Origin of the sequence: Pyxidicoccus fallax, assembly GCF_012933655.1 — a bacterium.
GTDB lineage: Bacteria > Myxococcota > Myxococcia > Myxococcales > Myxococcaceae > Myxococcus > Myxococcus fallax.
This window is the reverse complement of sequence record NZ_JABBJJ010000248.1, coordinates 1-18,997: the sequence shown is the minus strand read 5'-3', so window position 1 is coordinate 18,997 and position 18,997 is coordinate 1. Positions and strand designations below refer to the sequence as shown.

The following is an 18,997-nucleotide window of genomic DNA, read 5'->3' as shown; positions in this document are numbered from 1 at the left end:
CTCCCGGCCCGCCCGGAAGTTGAGCGCTTCGGGCAAAACCTTGAGCCGCCCGCGAATGGCATGCGGAGGCTTCGGAGGGCACATTCCTCCTCGTGAGACGCGCCACGGCGCGCCCGGAGGCACCATGCAAACGCACCGCAATGACTTGTCCTGGAAGCTCACCTCGCCCACCGCCCTGCTGACGCTGCTGCTGGGGGGCTTCATGCTCTTCCTCAGCATCAATACCAGGATGGATCCGGTGGGCGCGGCACGGGGGTTCGGACTTCCCCTCCTCGGCTCCGAGGCCCTCCCCTGGCTGAGCATCAAATCCGGGAGGGACCTCGGCATCGGGTTGGCCATCGTCGGACTCGTGCTCACGCGGCAGCGGCTCGCGGCGGGGGTCTTCGTGCTCGCCGCCATCGTGATGCCCATCGTGGATGCCCTGACCGTCCTCAAGGGTGGAGCCTCGCTGGCCCTGGCCCTTTCGGTGCACGGCAGTGCCGCCGTCTACTGCGTCATCCTCGCCGCGGCGCTGCTGCGCCGGGTCCGCAACGACTAGCGGCAGGCCAGCACTTCCAGGTCAGATGGGGCCGATGGGAACCTCGGGACCGCGCAGCATCCAGAGTCGCCTGCTGTACCACTACCTGAAGTTCAAGCTGTCCCGGAGCGACCCGGGCGACTCGCTGGCAGAGGGGCGCCGCCGGCTGGAGGCCATGAGCACGAGGCTTCCCATGCCTCGGGACGTGGACATCCAGCCCCTCACCGTCGGGGGCCGGCCCGCGGAATGGCTCCGGCCCCGAGGCGGTGAGTCCCACCGCGCGGTCCTCTACCTGCACGGGGGCGCGTACACGGCGGGCTCGCTCGGCTCGCACCGCTCCCTGGCCGCGCGCATCGCGCTCGCCTGCGCGTGTCCGGTGCTGCTCCTGGACTACCGGCTCGCCCCCGAGCACCCCTTTCCGGCGGGGCTCGATGACGCGGTGGCCGCCTTCTCGTGGTTGTGCTCGCCCGCCGTGGGGCTCGAGGCGAGGCGGGTGGCGCTGGTGGGAGACTCGGCGGGAGGCGGGCTCAGCCTGGCGCTCGCCGTGAGACTGCGAGACGAGGGCCATCCGCTGCCCGGGGCGGTGGTGGGACTGTCTCCGTGGACCGACCTGGAGCTCGCGGGCGAATCGGTCACCTCGCGCGCCGCGGTGGACCCGTTCTTCTCGTCGACGCGGAGGCTTCGCAACAGCGCGGTGGCCTATGCGGGGACCACCTCCCTGCGTCACCCCTACGTCTCGCCCGTGCACGCGGACCTGCGCGGCCTGCCCCCGCTGTATCTCCAGGTGGGCGAGCATGAAATCCTGCTCAGCGACGCGGAGACGGTGACACGCCGGGCGCAGGCCGTGGACACGGAGGCCACGCTCGAAGTCTGGCCCGGTCTCTGGCACGTGTGGCACGCCCTCGCCGCGCATCTGCCGGAGGCGCGGCGTGCCATCGAGAAGGTCGGCGCATTCGTGAAGGCGCGTGCCAGTTGACGCGAAGGCCCGCGTGGGTATTCCGCTACGACATCCTCGCGAATCCGCCTTGGAATCGTGGCGGACTCTTGACGCAACGACTCCAGTCCGGAGGTGCAAGGTGCGCGCGTTTTTCCACTCTCCTCTCCTGCAAGGAGCCGTGCGCCTCATGAACCCGACGAGGTTGATGACACTCGCCGCAGTGACTCTTTCCGCGTGCCTCGCCTCCCCCACTGTCGTGTCCGCCCGGGACAACGACGACTCGAATGAGCGGGGCATGGAGAAGTTCAGGCCCCAGCGCCGCCTCAACGTCCAGGTGGGTCCCCGCCCCTACTACCTCGTCGAGGACATGGACGAGAGCGCGCTGAAGCGGAAGCTCCAGCAGTGCTCCGAGGGCCCGTTCTACAAGACGGAGTTCTCCATCGGCCACCGCGGTGCGCCGCTCCAGTTCCCGGAGCACACGAAGGAGTCCTACGAGGCCGCGGCGCGCATGGGCGCGGGCATCCTCGAGTGCGACGTGACGTTCACGAAGGACCGGCAGCTCGTGTGCCGTCATTCGCAGTGCGACCTGCACACGACGACGAACATCCTCGCGATTCCCTCGCTGGCGGCGAAATGCACGCAGCCCTTCCAGCCGGCGAACCCGACCACGGGCCGTCCGGCCTCGGCGATGTGCTGCACCAGCGACATCACCCTCGCGGAGTTCAAGCAGCTCTGCGGGAAGATGGACGCGTCCAACCCGGCGGCGACCACGGTGGAGCAGTACCTGGGCGGCACGGCGAACTGGCGCACGGACCTGTACTCCGACTGCGCCACCGTGCTGTCCCACAAGGAGAGCATCCAGTTGTTCAAGAAGCTCGGCACGAAGTTCACGCCGGAGCTGAAGGCGCCCAGCGTGCCCATGCCGTTCCAGGGTGAGTACACGCAGGAGCAGTACGCGCAGCAGATGATCAACGAGTACAAGCAGGCCGGCGTGCACCCGAGCGACGTGTGGCCGCAGTCGTTCAACCTGAACGACGTGCTGTACTGGATCCAGAACGAGCCGCGCTTCGGCAAGCAGGGCGTGTACCTGGACGGCCGCTACGAGATTCCGGGCACGGTGTTCGACCCGAACAACCCGACCACGTGGGAGCCCAGCATGGAGGAGCTGGTGGACTCGGGCGTGAAGATCATCGCGCCGCCCATCTACGTGCTGGTGACGCTGGATGCGCAGGGGAAGATCGTCCCGTCCGCGTACGCGAAGGCCGCGCGGGCCGCGGGCCTGGACATCATCGCCTGGTCGTTCGAGCGCTCCGGTCCGCTGAAGACGGGCGGCGGCTTCTATTACCAGTCCGTGTCTCCAGTGATTGACAACGACGGCGACATGTACGTGGTGCTCGATGTGCTCGCGCGGCACGTGGGCATCATCGGCATGTTCAGCGACTGGCCCGGGACGGTGACGTACTACGCGAACTGCATGGGGCTGTAGTCGTTCGGTCTGACCCTACATGTCAGACCGGCCCGTAGAGTGGTGACCTGACAGGTTGACGCCCTGAAAGGGCGGGTGCCATATTCAGGACCTGTCAGGTCATCCCTTCGGGAGGCGTGTATGGGGCAGGACAAGGGGAAGAAGCCGGTCTCGTATGAGGACATCGAGGCGCTTCCGCCTGGATGGGTTGGAGAGATTGTCGCGGGGGAGTTGTACGCCTCACCACGGCCGGCGTTCGGGCACCTGCGGGTCTCGATGCGACTGTCAGCGCTGCTGAGTCCGGCGTTCGAGTTGTCGCCGACGGGGCCGAGCGGCTGGTGGTTCCTGGCCGAGCCGGAGCTGCACTTCGAGCCCAACATCGTGGTTCCGGATGTCGCCGGATGGCGACGGGAGCGGGTTCCCGAGCCGCCGGATCCGGAGACTCCGTGGCTCACGGCCGCGCCGGATTGGCTCTGCGAGGTGCTGTCACCCTCGACGCGGTCCCTGGACCGGGTGCGGAAGATGCCGCTGTACCACCGCGAAGGCGTGCAGCACGCGTGGCTCATCGACCCCGTGCGCCGCACGCTGGAGGTGTACGGGCGCGGAGAAAACGGGTGGGTACAGACGGGACTGCATGAAGGGAACACCACGATTCGCGTGGAGCCCTTCGATGCCGTGCCTCTGGAACTGGGACTCTTGTGGACGCCACAGCGGAGCGGTGTGGCGCGGTCGCGGGAGACCTGAGCCTTCAGGTCGCGAGTCCGCTGCGTTAGAAGCCGGAACGCCATGCGGACATTGCTCGCCCTCTGGTTCTCGTTGGTCGCGCTCACCTGGCTGGGCTGCGCCACCACTACACCTCCCCTGCAGGAAGCCTGGACCGAAGCTCAGCCGGAGTGCGACTCACCCCATGAAGACCAGTGCGTCACGCTCCTGTGCCTCGGTGACGCCTGCGGTTTCTACCGCTGCGAAGACATGCTTGGTGACGTCGAGCTGGCGCGCTTTCCGGGGGCGCGCCCTCCTGCGGCGGCGCCGGGCAGTGGTCCGCGGAGGAACTGGGGAGGCGCGGGGAAGCTCCCCGGTGGTGCCGTCATGGTCTTCCCCAACTGGAACGGCGCCCCCGAGCGAATCATCCCGCCTTCACGCCAGCTCACGGCCGGCCGCTGGGAGAAGCACCACCTCTTCCCGCAGGAGCCGACACTCAAGGAGTGGTTCACCGATAGAGGCGTCAGGATCCACGACTACACCATGCCGATTCCACGTCACCTGCACCAACGGATTCATGGCCCGGAGGGACGCGGGGGGGCATGGAATCAGGCCTGGAGGGACTTCAAGGAGGCCAGGCCGTTCGCCACCCCGGAGCAGATCTACAGGCACGCCGGCGAGCTCATCTACCGCTTCCAGCTCATTGGTGGCCCCGTTCAGCCCTACTATTCCCGCCCAGGAGCGTGAGAACGAATGACGCGATTCTTCTGGGTGCGCGAGGACAGGGCCATCGCGGAAAAGTACGGCGGCGAGGCCCATGGCGCGCACAAGTGGAAGCTGCCCGGCGTGCAGTGCCATTCCTGCGGTGCCACGTGGGGGGACGTGGGGCATGCGTACCCGTGCGTGGATTTGTCTCGACTGCCCGAGCATCGCGAGTTCGAGAAGTCCAGACCCGAGCCCTTCTCCGAGTTCTCACGTCTGCGCGAGTTGGTTCGCCCCTTGGCGCCTCCAGAGGCCGTGCTCCCACCCGCCACACGCTTCGGGCCGCTGGTGGGTACTGCCTTCGGAAGGCTCGCGCCCTTCGTCTGGAATGCCGAAGTCCTGCTCGTGCACCGGGATCCTCTGGAGCGTCTTCAGGCTGAAGGCGTGCGAGGGCTGAGCGCCTGCCCGACCGCCTTGCGATTTCGGCAGAAGAACCCACCCGAGCTGCTGGAGCTCCAGGTTGAACCTCGTGGCAGACTGCATCCGGACTGCATCCCACCGGACGTACCGCCGCCGTGCACCACATGTGGTCGGTTCGGGATCTCGCGACCAGATGAACCCATTCTGGAAGCGGCCTCGCTGCCCGGAGACCGGGACCTGTTCAGGGTCGGCAACTTCGCCACGATGGTCATCGGTACCGAGCGGTTCAAGGACGCCGTGCTCCGCCTGAACCTGGACGGCATCACCTTCCGCGAACTGCCCACGCGGTAGCGCCGCTCACGGCGGAGCCTCCAATCCCATCCGCTGCAGCAACGCGCGCTGCAGCGCGAGCGTCACCGGCCCGGGCTTCCCCTCCCCCACCTTCCCACCATTCACCGCAATCACCGGCTGCACATCCGTCGTCGTGCCGGCGAGGAACACCTCCTGGAACCGGCCGAGCTCCACCACCTGCGCCGGCCGCTCGTGCACCGTCAGCCCCTGCTCGCGCGCCAGGGACAGGACGATGTCCCGGGTGACGCCCGGCAGGATGCGCTCGTTCTTCGGATGCGTGTACAGCGCTCCATCCATCACGACGAAGACGCTCGTGGAAGCCCCCTCGGTGATGACGCCGTCGCGCACCAACAGGGCCTCGAATACACCCGCGTCGCGCGCCTGCTGCTTGGCCAGGATGTTGGGCAGCAGGTTGACCGTCTTCAAATCACACCGGGCCCATCGCAGGTCCGGCAGCATCAGCGCGCTGACGCCCTCCTTCCGCTGCGTCCACGGCACCTGGAACGGCGACGCGGACATGTAGAGCGTCGGCGGCGTCCCCGCGGGAGGAAACCCGTGATTCCGCGGCGCCGCGCCACGGGTGAGCTGCAGATACACCGTCGCCTGCCGCCCCGTCAGTCCATTGGCCTCCAGCAGCTCGTGGCTGATGCGCCGGACCATCTCCTTCGAGAAGCCCTCCGGTGTCGCCAGCTTCAGCTCACGGATGCCGCGCTGGAGCCGTTGCCAGTGCTCCGACTCCGCGAACAGCCCGCTCGGGAGCACCCGCGTCACCTCGTACACGCCGTCCCCGAAGAGAAAACCCCGGTCTTCCACAGACACCCGGGCCTGCTCCAGCGGGAGGATCTCCCCGTTCAGATACACGTGCATCCGCCGCCTCCGCTTACGGTGCCTCCGTCTGCCCCACCCCGTGTCGCCGCAGCACCTCGCGCACCCGTGCCAGCGGGACGGCCTCCACCTTCTGTCCATTGCCACTCACCGTCGTGGCCATGAACAGCGAATTGTAGATGGCCTCCTCCGTGGCCTCCACCACCGCCTGGAACAGTGGCGACATCGCGTCATTGCCGAGCGTCTCGCCCGCCAGCCGCTCGGCCCCGAAGGCCCGTCGCAACGACGGCGCCGTGGAGAACGCAATCACGTAGTCCCCCGAGCCATTCGACATCGACGACCCCGTGCGCCCCAGCCCCAGCGTCGCCCGCTCCGCGAGCCGCCGCAGGTTCCGGTGCTCCAGCGGCGCGTCCGTGGCCACGACCATCATGATGGACCCGTCCCCCCGCTCCTCCACCTCCTTCTGGAACGCGTACCGCCCCAGCGCCTTGCCCACCGGCGCCCCCATCACCTGCAACACGCCTCCGAAGTTCGACTGCACGAGCACTCCCACCGTGAAGCCGCCCAGCTTCGCCGGCAGCACCCGCGACGACGTGCCGATGCCGCCCTTCCACCCGAACGCCACCGTACCCGTCCCCGCGCCGACACTCCCCTCCGCCACGGGCCCGGAGGTCGCCTGCGCGAGCGCCGCGCGCACCTCCTTCTCCCCCACCGGCCGGGTCCGAATCGCATTGAGCCGCCCGTCGTTCGTCTCGCCCACCACGGGGTTGATGGAGCGCACGTCCTCCATGCCGGGCTGCTCCAGCATCCATGCCACCAGCGCGTCCGCCACCCGCCAGACGCACAGCGTGCAGGTGAGCAGCACGGGGGACTCCAGCTCGCCCAGCTCGTTCACCTGCGTGCTGCCGAGCAGCTTGCCGAAGCCATTCGCCACGTGGATGGCGGCCGGCACCCGCTCGCGGAACGGGTTGCCACCGTGGGGAAGCACCGCGGTGACACCGGTGCGGACGGAGTCACCCGAAATCACCGTGGTGTGCCCCACCCGCACGCCGGCCACGTCGGTGATGCCGTTGTGCGGCCCCGGCGAGAAGATTCCCGGCGCCACCCCGAGCGCCCGCGCGCGGGCCCGTGGCTCCGCCTGTTTCTGCTCCGCCATCTTCTTCGCCTCCTTCGCCTCCAGGGCGAGCACGGGCCCGGCCGCCATCAGCGACAGGGCTCCCAGCGCGAACCTCCATCGTCCACCGCGCCGCATCGCACGACCTCCCCGGGAGACCGCTCACGGCCCCGACACGGGCCCGATGCGTCCCCAGACGACATCCGTGAACCGCGAGCCCGGCTCCTCCTGGAGCCCGAGCTTCTTCAGGTCATCCGTGTACCGCGCCCCCTTCACCACCACCCACCGCCGTGCCACGCGCCGGCCTTCCGCGAGCGCCTCCGGCGTCAGCGGCGCATGCTCCGCGAAGCGGCGCAGCACCTCGAACGCGGGCTGGGCCTTCTTCGGCTTCGCGAACATCGGGTCGAAGAAGACGACGTCGAACGAGCCCGAAGGCAGCGTCTTCAGGTATGCGTGCGCGTCCGCGTGCACCACCTCGATGGGCCCCGAGTCGGCGCCCAGCTCGTAGCGCTTCAGCCCCTCGCCCGCGACGATGGCCAGCGCCAGGCTCTTCTCCACGCCCACCACCCGTCCACCCGGCCCCACCGCCAGCGACGCCACCAGCGCGTCCTGCGCCAGCCCCAGCGTGCAGTCCAGCACCGAGTCCCCGGGGCGAAGCTCCGCCACCCGAACGAAGGCATCCGGCTCCCCGTCCCGCAGCCGCATCCGCCGCAGGTGCGCCATGCCCGCGTGGAAGGCGAACGAGCCCTCCGCGTCCCACAGCGTCACTCCGTCCCCACCCACCACCACGAGCGCGTCCGCCTTCACGCCGAACCACGGCGCGATGCCTTCTTTCGAGCGCCGCGGAAGGAACGGCAGGCCCCACCGCGCCGCCACGGCCCGCGCCTCGCGCACGAGCGCCGCGTCCACCTTCGTGCTGGTCGTCACCGCGAGCGGAACAGGAGCCATGTCCGCCGCGCATCCTGCATCACCCGATGCATGACGCAATGCATTCATGTCTGACGACACCACGCGTCAATGTCTCACGGCGTCTCGCGTCACCCTCGGACCGGGGGAGTGAGCAAAGTCTCACACCCGACAAGGGTCCCCCTGCTAACCGAAATTCATAGGAATTCTTATCTGCCTGCTCTAAATCTAAACTTCCTTCGGACGGTGGAGAATGTGTTGTGTCCCGCCACCCGGAGTGACTCGCTGGGAGATTGCCATGCGCAACAGACCTGCAGGGCTCGCAGTGGTTGTCCTGGTCGCCACGCTGATGGCGTGGGACTCGTTCGCCGCAACGTACGGAGTGACGCAGTCGGGTTCGTCCGCCATCTTCTACGTCGACACCACGTCGTGGGCGGACATCCACTACGTGAAGAACAACGGAGGGCAGCTCAACTATCGGATGACGGTGACGAACGGCCGGAACCAATACACGGTGACGGGCCTCGTCGCGGGTGACGTCATCGACTACTCGTTCACGTATTGGGATGTCTCGTGCAACTGTGCTCGCGACACCGCGTGGGCGCGCTACACGCACGGCGGCACGCAGCCGCCGCCCGACGCGGGCACGGACGCGGGCACGCCCGACGCCGGCCAGCCCCCTCCTCCGCCGGACGCGGGCACGACGGGGCCCATCGTCCCGCTCTACGACAACACCACGGCGCTGGAGCCGGCCACGGTGACCCAGACGGCCACGGCCATCATCACCAAGGTGGGTGACCGCGTTCGCGACCGTCACGCGCGTGAGGACCAGTATCAGGCCTACGACCACTACCTGGCGCGCTACTTCGAGAACCGCACGCACAGCATCGAAATCGTGGACGAGGTGGCCAAGGGCGGCAGCCGCATCGTGGTCAACCTGCGCACCATCTACCCGTACGACAGCCCGGACTTCCGCGCGTTCTTCCGCGGCCTCAACACCGAGGCCGAGTACTTCCACAACGCGGACTTCACCACCGTCAACGACTACCTCTACACGGCCAGCGTGAACTTCAACGCCAAGGAGGGCCGGGCCATCCGCGTGGGTGACCGCATGGAAATCGAGGTCGGCGTCTTCCTTCGGCAGCCGGTGGAAGGCCGTTTCAACTACTACTCCACGGCGATGCTCTACATCGTCGGCACCGGCGGCATCCAGCCGTTCGAGGTGTCCGGCACCGTACAGGACTCCTTCCCCATGCCGGCGGCCGGTCTGAGCGGCGGCTACACCACGGGCAACGTCCCGCTGTCCGCCGAGCCGGACAACCACTTCCTGCAGATGGCGCTGAACATGGCGCCGGTGAATGCGCAGCCCTTCGTGTTGGGCCGCCGCGTCCACCACACGAACTTCGCGGACGGCAGCCACTCCGAGCCGGGCAACCCCGTGTTCACCGCGCTCGCGGGCAAGCTCGGGCCCAACTACGTGAACACGTCCTGCATCTCCTGCCACGTGCAGAACGGCCGCGGCCTGCCTCCCGCGGTGAACACCACGCTGGGCAACTATGTGGTCAAGGTGGCCAGCAGCACGGGCGCCGCGGACCCGTTCCTCGGCTTCCGGCTGCAGCCGCGCCGCACCAGCGGCACGCCCGAGGCGGACGTGCGCATCTCCGGGTGGACCACCACCAGCGGCACGTTCAACGACGGCACCGCGTACCAGCTGCGCCGGCCGACCTACAGCTTCCTGAACGTCACCCCGACGAACTACTCGGCGCGCGCCACGCCGCAGCTGGTGGGCATGGGCCTGCTGGAGGCGGTGCCGGAGAGCGCCATCGCCGCGCTGGCGGACCCGAATGACGCCAACGGTGACGGAATCTCCGGCCGCATGAGCACCGTGAGGGACCCGGAGACGGGCCAGGTGCGGCTGGGCCGCTTCGGCTGGAAGGCCGGCATGGCGAAGGTGCGGCACCAGGTGGCGGACGCGCTCGTGCACGACATCGGCGTGACGACGTCCGTCTTCCCGTCGATGGACTGCGGCCCGCAGCAGCAGGGCTGCACGGGCACCAGCAACGAGCTGAGCGGCACGGACCTGGACAATCTCACGCGCTACATCGCCCTGCTGGGCGTGCCGGCGCGCCGCGACCTGCGTGACGCCACGGCGCTGCGCGGTGAGACGCTGTTCGCCAACGCGGGCTGCGCGAAGTGCCACACCGCCACCCTCACCACGAGCCAGTTCCACCCGAACGCGGAGCTGCGGGGCCAGACCATCCACGCGTACACGGACCTGCTGCTGCACGACATGGGCTCCGGCCTCGCGGACAACCTGGGCGAGGGCGTGGCTTCCGGCTCCGAGTGGCGCACCCCGCCGCTCTGGGGCATCGGCCTGACGGCCGGCGTCAGCGGCGGCGAGGCGTACCTGCACGACGGCCGCGCGCGCAACCTCACCGAGGCCATCCTCTGGCACGGCGGCGAGGGCCAGTCCGCGAAGAACGCCTTCGTCGCCATGAGCGCCGCGGACCGCGCCGCGCTGCTCAAGTTCCTGCAGTCGCTGTGATGCCCGGCGGCAGGTGACTTCCGGAGACCGCCACCACGGCCAGCACGGCGCGGTGGCGGTTTTCGTTCGCGGCTCAGCAGTCGCGTTCGCCGTTGACCTCCACCGTCATCACGAAGCGCGCCTGGTTGAAGATGAGCGCGTAGAAGTGGCCGGTGTCGCAGAAGTCCGGCGCCTTCGGGTAGCTCCAGCCGTAGACGACGGCCGAGTAGCTCTCGCCGGTGTTGACGTACCGCTCGATGTCGTCGACGAGCGTGGTGCCCAGCGACTCACGAACCTGCGCGCGGGTCAGCGTGGCGCCATACACCCAGGGCAGGCGTGGCTCGCTCACCGTGTCGATGGCGATCAGCGCGGCGTCCCTGGGGCTCACGGGACCGGACACGGGCTCGTTGATCTCCAGCGCATACACGGCGGCGCCCGCCTGCGCCGCGGTGGCGGCGAGCCGCGGGTCCAGCGCGGTCTCCACCAACTCGATGGTCGTGAGCGACTGGGAGGTCGCGGGGGCCGGGTCGGGCTGTGGAGGCTGCTCGGGCGCGGGGCCACAGCCCACGAACAGCGCGGTGGTCAGGAGGACCGATGGGACGATGAGACGCTTCAAGGGCTTCTCCAGGGGCGTGCCGGGCGGGTGGCCCGGAGGGACTCCCGGAAATAGCCCGGACCTCCGACACCCGCCGCCCAAAGCGTCATTCCATTGCAACAGTGGCGCGTAGCTGGATCAGAAAAGGCCCCACCAGGGAGCCAGTACCCGAGGCACCTCGCTGGCTCGGGCAGGGTGCACGCCCGAGCCTGGCAGCGGCGCCCCCATGGGAGCGCCGCCCGTGCTCAGGACGCCTCGGCGGCGGCCTGGAGCTTGCGGCCGCCCTGCATCTTCTCCACGGTGACGGACTGGTTACGGCCGTTGCGCTTGGAGTGGTAGAGGCACTGGTCGGCGAGGTCGATGAGCTGCTGCTTCTCCATGCCGTGGTCGGGGAAGGTGGCGATGCCCAGCGACATGGTGATCTTCAGCGGGCCCATCTCGGTCTGGAAGGTCTCCGCCTTCACGGCCTCGCGGATGCGCTCGGAGATGGTGAAGGCGCCCTTGGAGTCCGTCTCCGGCATGACGATGACGAACTCCTCGCCGCCGTAGCGGGCCACCACGTCCGTGTCGCGGGCCAGGCTCTTGATGATGCGCGCCACGCCCTTGAGCACCTGGTCGCCCGTGGGGTGACCGTAGGTGTCGTTGACGCTCTTGAAGTGGTCCACGTCGGTGAGGATGACCGAGCACTTGCGCTGGTAGCGCCGCGCCTGCGCGAGGATTTCGTCCGCCTTCGCCTGGAAGGTGCGGTGGTTGAACAGGCCGGTGAGGCCGTCCGTCGTGGCCATCCGCTCCATCTGCTCGTAGAGCTGCGCGCGGAGCACCGCCTGCGCGGCCTGGATGGCGATGACCTCGATCATCCGCAGCACGTCCTGCTCGAAGGCCGCCTTCTTGCGCGAGCCCGCCACGAGCGTGCCAAGAATCCGGTCCCCCGCCGTCAGCGGGAAGATCTTCAGCGCGCCCAGGCCGCGAATCTGAGTCTCGTCGTCGAAGATGATCTGCCGGTCCATCGCCTTGATGTCCCGGCCCGGCAGCGGCGCGCCGTAGCGCACCACGTTGGCCACGAGCCCGTTGTTGTCCGCGAAGGTCTGCCCCTCCAGGGCCTTGCTGCCCTGCGAGGTGACGCCCGTCATCCGCACCACGCGGTGCATCCGCTTGCCCTCGACCTCGGACACCAGCGTGACCGCGCAGAAGTCCAGGCCCGCCAGGTGCCGGACGCTCTCCAGCACCGCCACGAACACCTGGTCCGGGCTGCCCGCTCGGTTCAGCTCCTCGATGGCCCGGAAGAACCGGTCCTTCTCGTCGCGCGTCTTGCGGATGTAGCTCATCACCCGCTCCACCTCGATGGAGCGCAGCACCTCGCCGGCGATGATGGACAGGAGCTTCTCGTCCTGGTCGCTGAACGGCTCGTTCGCCAGCCGGTCCGCCACCAGCACGCCGCGCACGAGGCCGCTGCCCTCGATGATGGGCACGGCGAGCAGCGCACTCACGGCGGGGCCGCCACTCTCGTAGTGGGTGACGCCCTTGAGCCCCTGCGGCGAGTTCATCCGCACCGGGGCCCGGCGCTTCAGCACGCCGCCGATGATGCCCTCGCCCGCGTTGAAGCGCTCGCGCTGCACGCGCTCGGAGCCGGAGCGGCAGTCATACAGCTTGAGGCTGCGGTCATCCGACGTCAGCAGGAACGCCGCGCAGGTGTACGTGCGCAGGCCCGTCTCGGCGATCTCCAGCGCCGCCTGCACCGCGCCTTCGACTTCCTTCACGGAGGCGACGAGCCACTTCTCGTCGCTGCTCATCCCGCTGAAGCTGTCCTGCGTGCCGCTGGACACGAGCCGGAAGGTGCGCGCGCGCTCCTCCACCTCGCGGATGCGCTTCTGCACCGCGTCGCTCTCCGCCCGGCGCGCCGCGGCCATGCGCGTGGCCAGCACCAGGTGGTACAGCCCGGAGAACAGCGCCAGGAAGGCCGCGTGGGTGAGGAAGCTGGCGCCATTGGGCACCGGGCCGCCGAGCGTCACCAGCGCGTCGAACACCAGCGCCACGCCCAGCAGCGTCAGCCCGGCGTTGCGCGGCAGGAAGGCCACGAGGAACGCCATCAGGAGGTAGACGATGGGGAACAGCTCCCCTCCGCCGATGGCCACCACGATGAACGCCGCGGCGATGAGCCCGCCGCCCAGCTCCAGGTCGTCGCGCAGGTCGATGACGGCGCCCACCGCGCCGCGCATGGCCCGGCGCCACGCGGCGACGCCGATGCCCACGAGCAGGAAGCCCACGAGGGCCGCCTCGGGCCAATCCAGGGTGTGCAGCCCCCGGAAGCCTCCGCGCGCCAGGTGGATGAAGGTGGCGAGCGCGGCGACGGCGGGGATGGTCCGCACGGCGTGACGCAGCAGCCTTCCCGGAGACGGAAACTCGGTCAGCGACGTCATGGGGACTCCAGGTGGAAGACAATCTCGCCCGGCTTCACGTAGCCGAGCTCTTCGCGCACGGCCCGCTCCAGCGCGGCCGGGTCCTTGCGCAGGGCGTTGATCTCCGCCCTCAGCGCTTCGTTCTGCGCGGCCAGCGAGCGGTTGCGCATCTGCAGCGCATCCACGTCCTGGCGCAACGAGAGATAGCGCCGAAAGCCCTTGGCGTCGGCGACGGAGAACAGGCTCAAGGCCGCCGCCACTCCCACCGTCGCCACCAGGAACTTTCGCCTCGCCGTCATGAACGCCGCCGAAGGTACCAGTGACCCCCTGCCCCGCAAGAAATCCGCTCCAGCCATGTAGCAGCCGCGCGCCCCTCTCACAGGGCGGCCTCGAAGTGGCCGTTTCCCGACGATCCACTCAGGGGCTCTCCAGCCAATGAGTCCAAGGAGATGCGGACGCTCCGTGGACCCGCTGCTGGGGCGACGGCGACCCCGACATCCCGCCCCTGCTCACGGAGCCTGCTGATGAGACCTCTTCCCGAAGTGAGACGTCGCGGCCGACTCGCGCCGCTGGCCCTGTCCCTCCTGTTGTTTGCCTGCGAGCCCGGAACCGACGACACGGTCCTCCAGGGCCCCTCCCCGTCCGCGGTGAGGCTCGAGGCGTCCGGCGGGTACTCGGCCACCGTCCGGCGCACCTCGCATGGAATCCCGCACGTGCTGGCGAACGACTACGCGGGGCTGGGTTACGGCTACGGGTATGCCTTCGCGCAGGACAACGTGTGCGCGCTGGCGGAGATTCTCGTCACCGTCAACGCGGAGCGCTCGCGGTACTTCGGGCCGGAGGGCACGTACGTCGCCACGCTCGGCGGGGACATCCCCAACCTCAAGAGCGACTTCTTCTACCAGTCCATCAAGGACGCGGGCACGGTGGAGTCGCTGCTGGCGCTGACGCCACCGCGAGGCCCCTCGGAGGAGGTCCGCCAGCTCGTCCGGGGCTATGCCGCCGGCTTCAACCGCTACCTGCGGGAGACGGGCGTGGACGCGCTGCCGGACCCGAGGTGCCGGGGCGCGGAGTGGGTGCGCCCCATCACCGAGCTGGACCTCTACCGGCGCTACTACCAGCTCAGCCTGCTGGCCAGCTCCACCGCGTTCCTCAACGCGCTGGTGGATGCACGGCCGCCCGGGCCGCTCACCCTGCCCCTCCCGCTGCCGGACGTGCTGCCCGCGGGCGCCATTCCGCGCGGCGCGGACCTGGGCCTGGGGAGCAACGCGATTGCCCTGGGCCACGAGGGCACGCGCAACGGCCGGGGCATGTTGCTGGGCAACCCCCACTTCCCGTGGGAGGGCTCCGAGCGCTTCTACCAGGTGCACCTCACGCTGCCGGGGCAGCTCGACGTGAGCGGGGCCAGCCTGCTCGGCGTGCCGGTGGTGCTCATCGGCCACAACGCGAACGTCGCGTGGAGCCACACCGTCTCCACCGGCTTCCGCTTCACGCCGTACGAGCTGAAGCTCGTGCCGGGCAGCCCCACCACGTACCTCTACAACGGGCAGCTGGAGACGATGACGCCGAGGACCAGCACGGTGCTCGCGCGCACGGCGGACGGGACGCTGGAGCCGCGCTCGCACACGTTCTACTGGACGCGCTTCGGGCCGATGTTCCACTACCCGGAAGGGTTCATGACGTGGAACTCGCTGACGGGCTACGCGTTCCGCGACGTCAATGCGACGAACCTGCGCGTGGTGGACCAGTTCCTCGCCATGGGGAAGGCCCACGGCGTGGACGAGCTGAAGCAGGCGCAGGACTACTGGCAGGGCATCCCCTGGGTGAACACGCTGGCGGCGGATGACCAGGGCCGCGCGTATTACGCGGACAGCGCCACCGTGCCGCACGTCACCGACGCGAAGGTGGCGCGCTGCGTGCTGTCTCCGGTGTCGCTGCTCGTCTACCAGTCCGCGCGGCTGCCGGTGCTGGACGGCTCGCGTCCCGACTGCGAGTGGGGCACGGACGCGGACGCGGTGCAGCCCGGCATGTTCGGTCCGGGGCGGATGCCGCGCCTCACGCGCACGGACTACGTGACGAACTCCAACGACAGCTACTGGCTGTCCAACCCGGAGGAGCCGCTCACCGGCTACGACGGCATCATCGGCGACGAGGGCACCGCGCGCACGCTGCGCACCCGGCTGGGGTTGAAGATGGTGCAGGGGCGGCTGGCCGGCACGGATGGGATGGAGGGCCGGAACTTCACGCTGGAGCAGCTCCAGACGGTGATGTTCAACAACCGGAACCACTCGGGTGAGCTGCTGCGCGACGCCGCGGTGGCGATGTGCCGGCGCAACCCGTTCATCCTGCTGGAGGACGGGCGCTGGGTGGACGTGCGCGAGGCCTGCCCGGTGCTGGAGCGCTGGAACCTCCGGGGCGACCTGGACAGCGCGGGCGCGGTGCTGTGGCGCCAGTTCATCGCCCGCGTGACGGTGGTGACGGGTGGCCCGTACCTCGTGCCCTTCCTGGCCACGGACCCGGTGAATACGCCGCGCACGCTCAACACGCTGCACCCGCAGGTGGTGCAGGCGCTGGGCGGCGCGGTGCAGGTGATGCGGGACAGGGGCCAGCCGCTGGACACCGCCCTGGGCACCGTGCAGCGCGTGCCGCGCAACGACGCGCGCATTCCGTACCACGGCTGCGGTGAGGTGGAGGGCTGCTTCAACCAGTTCTCCAACTGGCTCCAGCCGGACTTCACCTACGTGCCCTTCGTCGCGACCAGCTTCGTGATGGCGGTGTCCTTCACCGACGCGGGCCCCGTGGGACGCTCGGTGCTGGCCTACTCGCAGTCCACCAACCCGGCCTCGCCGTACTTCGCGGACCAGACGTGGATGTACTCGCGCAAGGACTGGGTGGACATGCGCTTCACCGAGGCGGACATCGCCAGCGACCCGAACCTCTCCGTCACCGTGCTCCAGGAGTAGCGGAGCGACACCCGGGCCGCTCCACCGGGCATGAGGTGGAGCGGCCGCTCAGATGGCCCCGGCGCTCATGCCGCCGTCCACGGCCATGATGCTGCCGGTGACGTACGAGGCCGCGTCGGACAGCAGCCAGCAGATGGCTTCCGCCAGCTCGGCCGGGTCGCCCACGCGGTGCGCGGGGATGCGCGCGTTGTAGGCCGCCTCCGCGGCCGCGGGGTTGCCCGGGGACATCTTCTCGAAGATGCCCTCCAGCATGGGCGTGCGGTGCGCGCCCGGGCAGACGACATTCACCCGGATGCCCTGGGCCGCGTACTCCAGCGCCGCCGTGCGCGACAGGCCGTGCAGCCCGTGCTTCGCGGTGGTGTACGCGGACCCGTAGGGCGTGGGCATCATCCCGTTCACCGAGGACACGTTGACGATGGCGCCCTTCCCCGCCCGAAGCATCGCGGGAATCTGGTACTTCAGGCACAGCCACACGCCCTTCAGGTCCACGGCCAGCGTGCGGTCGAAGTCCTCCTCGGACACGTCACACGTCAGCGCCAGGGGGACATCCGCCAGCGCCGCGTTGTTCACCGCCAGGTCCAGCCGGCCGTAGCGCTCCACCGCCGTGTCCACGAGGCGCCGCACGTCCTCGCCGCGTGACACGTCGCACGGCACGTACCAGGCCTCGCCGCCCTCCGCCCGCAGGGCGCGCTCCGCCTCCTGGCCCCGGGCCTCGCCGCGCGCGGCAATCACCACGCGGGCCCCGTCGCGGCACAGCCGCTTCGCCGTGGCCAGACCAATCCCCGAGCTGCCACCGGTGATGATGGCGACCCGGCCGTCGAACATGCCCATGGGGTTCCTCGCGCGTGTCAGTCCTGCGCCAGCAGCTTCTCGATGGCCTTCGCCACGTCGCCGTGGCCTTCCACGCCCTGCCACGCGGCCACGGCGCGGCCGCGCTTGTCCAGCAGCACGGTGGTGGGCAGCGCGCGGATGTGGCCGAACGCCGTCAGCCCCTCGTGCATCCGCACATCCGCCACCAGCACCGGGTAACGGAGCGCGTAGTGGTCCGCGAAGGGCTGGAGCACCTTCGTGCCGTCAAGGTCCATGCCCACCGACACCACCTGGAAGCCCCGCGCGCCATAGTCGCGCTGGAGCGCCTCCAGCGTGGGCATCTCCGCGAGGCACGGGAAGCACCACGTCGCGAAGAACGAGACGAGCACCACCTTGCCGTGGAGGCTCCGCGCGTCGTACGGCGTGGGCCCCACCCATGGCAGGGCCAGCGACTGGATGAAGGCCGGCCCCGCGTCGACCGGCCTCGTTCCCCGGCAGCCCGCCAGCCCCAGGAGCAGCAGGGCCGCGCACACCCGGGCTCGGGTGGCCGCGCTCATGCCGCCGTCGTGGGCGCGCCGCTGGCGCGCTGGCAGTCGCGGCACAGGCCGTACAGCTCCATCTTGTGCGACGTCACCTTGAAGCCGTGCTTGCGGGCCACCGCGTCCTGCATCGCCTCGATGCGGTCGTTCTCGAACTCGACGATGGTGCCGCACCGGGTGCAGATGAGGTGGTCGTGGTGATCCCTCCCCGCCGCCGCCTCGTAGCGCGTCTGCCCGTCACCGAAGTTGCGCGCGTGGGCCAGGCCGCACTCGTTGAGCAGCTTCATGGTCCGGTACACCGTGGCCACGGACACCTTGCTGTCCTGCTCTCGCACCTTGTTCCACAGCTCCTCCACCGACAGGTGGCCGCCGACGGCGAAGAAGGTGTCGATGATGAGGCTGCGCTGACGCGTGCTCTTCAGCCCGTGCTGGGCCATGTACCGCGCGAGCACCTCGTCCTTGGACTCGTCATCCTCATGGCGATGGTGGTGGTGGCTATGGCTCGTGCTCATGTGAGTTCCTTCAACCGCCCCGCGGGTCCGCCCCTGCATGAGCTCCCTTGGTAGGAGGCCGACCCAGGTCGGCGCTCCGCTCGTGTTGTAACCGGTCTGACAGGCCTCCGCGACCCGCCTCCGCCCCCACCGGACATCTCCCCCGAACAAAGTGTCACGGACGACTGTTTGTCTCCGGACGTGGCGGCCCTGATATCTCCGACCGCCGTGGCCCGCAACGTCGGGCAACCTGCGCCATGGAACCCCCGCCCTCCCGCCTACACGGTCCCCCGGCTTGCACTCGCCGCTGGCTGTTTAGATTGGAGTCGGACTGGCTCATTGACACCCGTCTGGCGCCGAAGATAGAGGCATCCGCTCTCGTAAACGAGCATTTTTCCGCGATTTTCCATGACCAGCCCCTGGCAGAGAAGACGACAGCCCGATGACGTTCCCACCCCCGTGGCGGTTGCCGTCTCGGACTTCTGCCGGCGCGCCAAGTCGCCGGCTCCGGCACCCGAGGTGCGCGAGGCGCTCGCCTTGCTGGCCGAGGACGATGACTTCCGCGTCCGCGCCCTGACCGACGGTGAACCCGAGGCCTCCCCGCTGGGGCCCTTCGCCGTGGTGGATGTCCTTCGGGGCACCGCCCCCTCCCTGGCCGCCCAGCGGCAGGCGTGTGGCTTCTATGACGTGGTGCGTGAGCTGGCGCAGGTGCGAGAGGAGAAGACACCTCCCCCCGCCCC

The 18,997-nt window shown here is 69.3% G+C and carries 17 protein-coding genes and 1 pseudogene; 9 read left to right on the top strand and 9 right to left on the bottom strand.

The features are described 5' to 3' along the window. Nucleotides 1-124 precede the first annotated feature (124 nt). The 6 genes from HG543_RS37480 (at nucleotide 125) to sitI6 (ending at nucleotide 5,094) form a co-directional block, all read left to right on the top strand. Nucleotides 125-538: a DUF4267 domain-containing protein gene (locus HG543_RS37480; RefSeq protein ID WP_169349723.1), complete on the top strand. Its 414-nt coding sequence runs from the start codon at nucleotides 125-127 to the stop codon at nucleotides 536-538. 34 nt (nucleotides 539-572) lie between these two features. Beyond that, nucleotides 573-1,493, top strand: coding sequence for an alpha/beta hydrolase (locus HG543_RS37475; RefSeq protein WP_169349722.1), 921 nt, complete (start codon nucleotides 573-575; stop codon nucleotides 1,491-1,493). Nucleotides 1,494-1,749: 256 nt separating this feature from the next. Beyond that, nucleotides 1,750-2,940, top strand: a complete 1,191-nt coding sequence (locus tag HG543_RS37470) for a glycerophosphodiester phosphodiesterase family protein (RefSeq protein ID WP_246357568.1) — start codon at nucleotides 1,750-1,752, stop codon at nucleotides 2,938-2,940. A gap of 120 nt (nucleotides 2,941-3,060) precedes the next feature. Continuing rightward, nucleotides 3,061-3,663 carry a Uma2 family endonuclease gene (locus tag HG543_RS37465; RefSeq protein WP_169349721.1) on the top strand — a complete coding sequence of 201 codons (603 nt, stop codon included), beginning with the start codon at nucleotides 3,061-3,063 and terminating at the stop codon, nucleotides 3,661-3,663. Nucleotides 3,664-3,705: 42 nt separating this feature from the next. Beyond that, entirely contained in the window at nucleotides 3,706-4,368 is a 663-nt protein-coding gene (sitA6, locus tag HG543_RS37460; RefSeq protein ID WP_169349720.1) for a SitA6 family polymorphic toxin lipoprotein, read from the top strand. A 6-nt stretch (nucleotides 4,369-4,374) separates the two neighbouring features. Continuing rightward, the gene (gene sitI6, locus HG543_RS37455) at nucleotides 4,375-5,094 is read left to right on the top strand and encodes a SitI6 family double-CXXCG motif immunity protein (RefSeq protein WP_169349719.1); all 720 of its coding nucleotides are present in this window, start codon (nucleotides 4,375-4,377) and stop codon (nucleotides 5,092-5,094) included. A gap of 6 nt (nucleotides 5,095-5,100) precedes the next feature. On the opposite strand, the gene HG543_RS37450 is transcribed toward sitI6, so the two are convergent. The 3 genes from HG543_RS37450 to HG543_RS37440 are packed head-to-tail and all read right to left on the bottom strand — an operon-like array spanning nucleotide 5,101 to nucleotide 7,981. Then, a complete protein-coding gene (locus HG543_RS37450) occupies nucleotides 5,101-5,961 on the bottom strand; it encodes an aminotransferase class IV (RefSeq protein ID WP_169349718.1) in 861 nt (286 codons plus the stop codon). Between the two features lie 13 nt (nucleotides 5,962-5,974). After that, the gene (locus HG543_RS37445) at nucleotides 5,975-7,171 is read right to left on the bottom strand and encodes a DmpA family aminopeptidase (RefSeq protein ID WP_169349717.1); all 1,197 of its coding nucleotides are present in this window, start codon (nucleotides 7,169-7,171) and stop codon (nucleotides 5,975-5,977) included. A gap of 24 nt (nucleotides 7,172-7,195) precedes the next feature. Beyond that, entirely contained in the window at nucleotides 7,196-7,981 is a 786-nt protein-coding gene (locus HG543_RS37440) for a class I SAM-dependent methyltransferase (protein ID WP_169349716.1), read from the bottom strand. Between the two features lie 256 nt (nucleotides 7,982-8,237). On the opposite strand from HG543_RS37440, the gene HG543_RS37435 reads away from it, so the two are divergent. Further along, nucleotides 8,238-10,484, top strand: a complete 2,247-nt coding sequence (locus HG543_RS37435; RefSeq protein WP_169349715.1) for a di-heme oxidoreductase family protein — start codon at nucleotides 8,238-8,240, stop codon at nucleotides 10,482-10,484. Nucleotides 10,485-10,557: 73 nt separating this feature from the next. Here HG543_RS37435 and HG543_RS37430 read toward each other — a convergent pair whose 3' ends face one another. The 3 genes from HG543_RS37430 to HG543_RS37420 all read right to left on the bottom strand — a co-directional run bounded on the left by HG543_RS37430 (nucleotide 10,558) and on the right by HG543_RS37420 (nucleotide 13,753). Continuing rightward, the gene (locus tag HG543_RS37430) at nucleotides 10,558-11,079 is read right to left on the bottom strand and encodes a hypothetical protein (protein WP_169349714.1); all 522 of its coding nucleotides are present in this window, start codon (nucleotides 11,077-11,079) and stop codon (nucleotides 10,558-10,560) included. Nucleotides 11,080-11,303: 224 nt separating this feature from the next. Then, nucleotides 11,304-13,475 (bottom strand): sensor domain-containing diguanylate cyclase, encoded by a 2,172-nt coding sequence (locus HG543_RS37425; protein WP_169349713.1) that lies wholly within the window; start codon nucleotides 13,473-13,475, stop codon nucleotides 11,304-11,306. After that, a complete protein-coding gene (locus HG543_RS37420; protein WP_169349712.1) occupies nucleotides 13,472-13,753 on the bottom strand; it encodes an FtsB family cell division protein in 282 nt (93 codons plus the stop codon). Before HG543_RS37420 ends, HG543_RS37425 begins: the two co-directional genes overlap by 4 nt. Before the next feature lie 243 nt (nucleotides 13,754-13,996). Between HG543_RS37420 and HG543_RS37415 the strand changes: the two genes are divergently transcribed. Beyond that, nucleotides 13,997-16,417 (top strand): penicillin acylase family protein, encoded by a 2,421-nt coding sequence (locus HG543_RS37415; protein ID WP_169349711.1) that lies wholly within the window; start codon nucleotides 13,997-13,999, stop codon nucleotides 16,415-16,417. Between the two features lie 48 nt (nucleotides 16,418-16,465). On the opposite strand, the gene HG543_RS37410 is transcribed toward HG543_RS37415, so the two are convergent. Genes HG543_RS37410 through HG543_RS37400 form a run of 3 tightly spaced genes read right to left on the bottom strand, consistent with a single transcriptional unit; the run spans nucleotide 16,466 to nucleotide 18,278 of the window. Then, nucleotides 16,466-17,248: an SDR family NAD(P)-dependent oxidoreductase gene (locus tag HG543_RS37410; RefSeq protein WP_169349710.1), complete on the bottom strand. Its 783-nt coding sequence runs from the start codon at nucleotides 17,246-17,248 to the stop codon at nucleotides 16,466-16,468. 17 nt (nucleotides 17,249-17,265) lie between these two features. Beyond that, the gene (locus HG543_RS37405) at nucleotides 17,266-17,784 is read right to left on the bottom strand and encodes a TlpA family protein disulfide reductase (RefSeq protein ID WP_169349709.1); all 519 of its coding nucleotides are present in this window, start codon (nucleotides 17,782-17,784) and stop codon (nucleotides 17,266-17,268) included. Next, nucleotides 17,781-18,278, bottom strand: coding sequence for a Fur family transcriptional regulator (locus tag HG543_RS37400; protein WP_171818352.1), 498 nt, complete (start codon nucleotides 18,276-18,278; stop codon nucleotides 17,781-17,783). Before HG543_RS37400 ends, HG543_RS37405 begins: the two co-directional genes overlap by 4 nt. 387 nt (nucleotides 18,279-18,665) lie before the next feature. On the opposite strand from HG543_RS37400, the pseudogene HG543_RS37395 reads away from it, so the two are divergent. Next, nucleotides 18,666-18,997, top strand: a pseudogene (locus HG543_RS37395) (hypothetical protein); the annotation flags it as partial.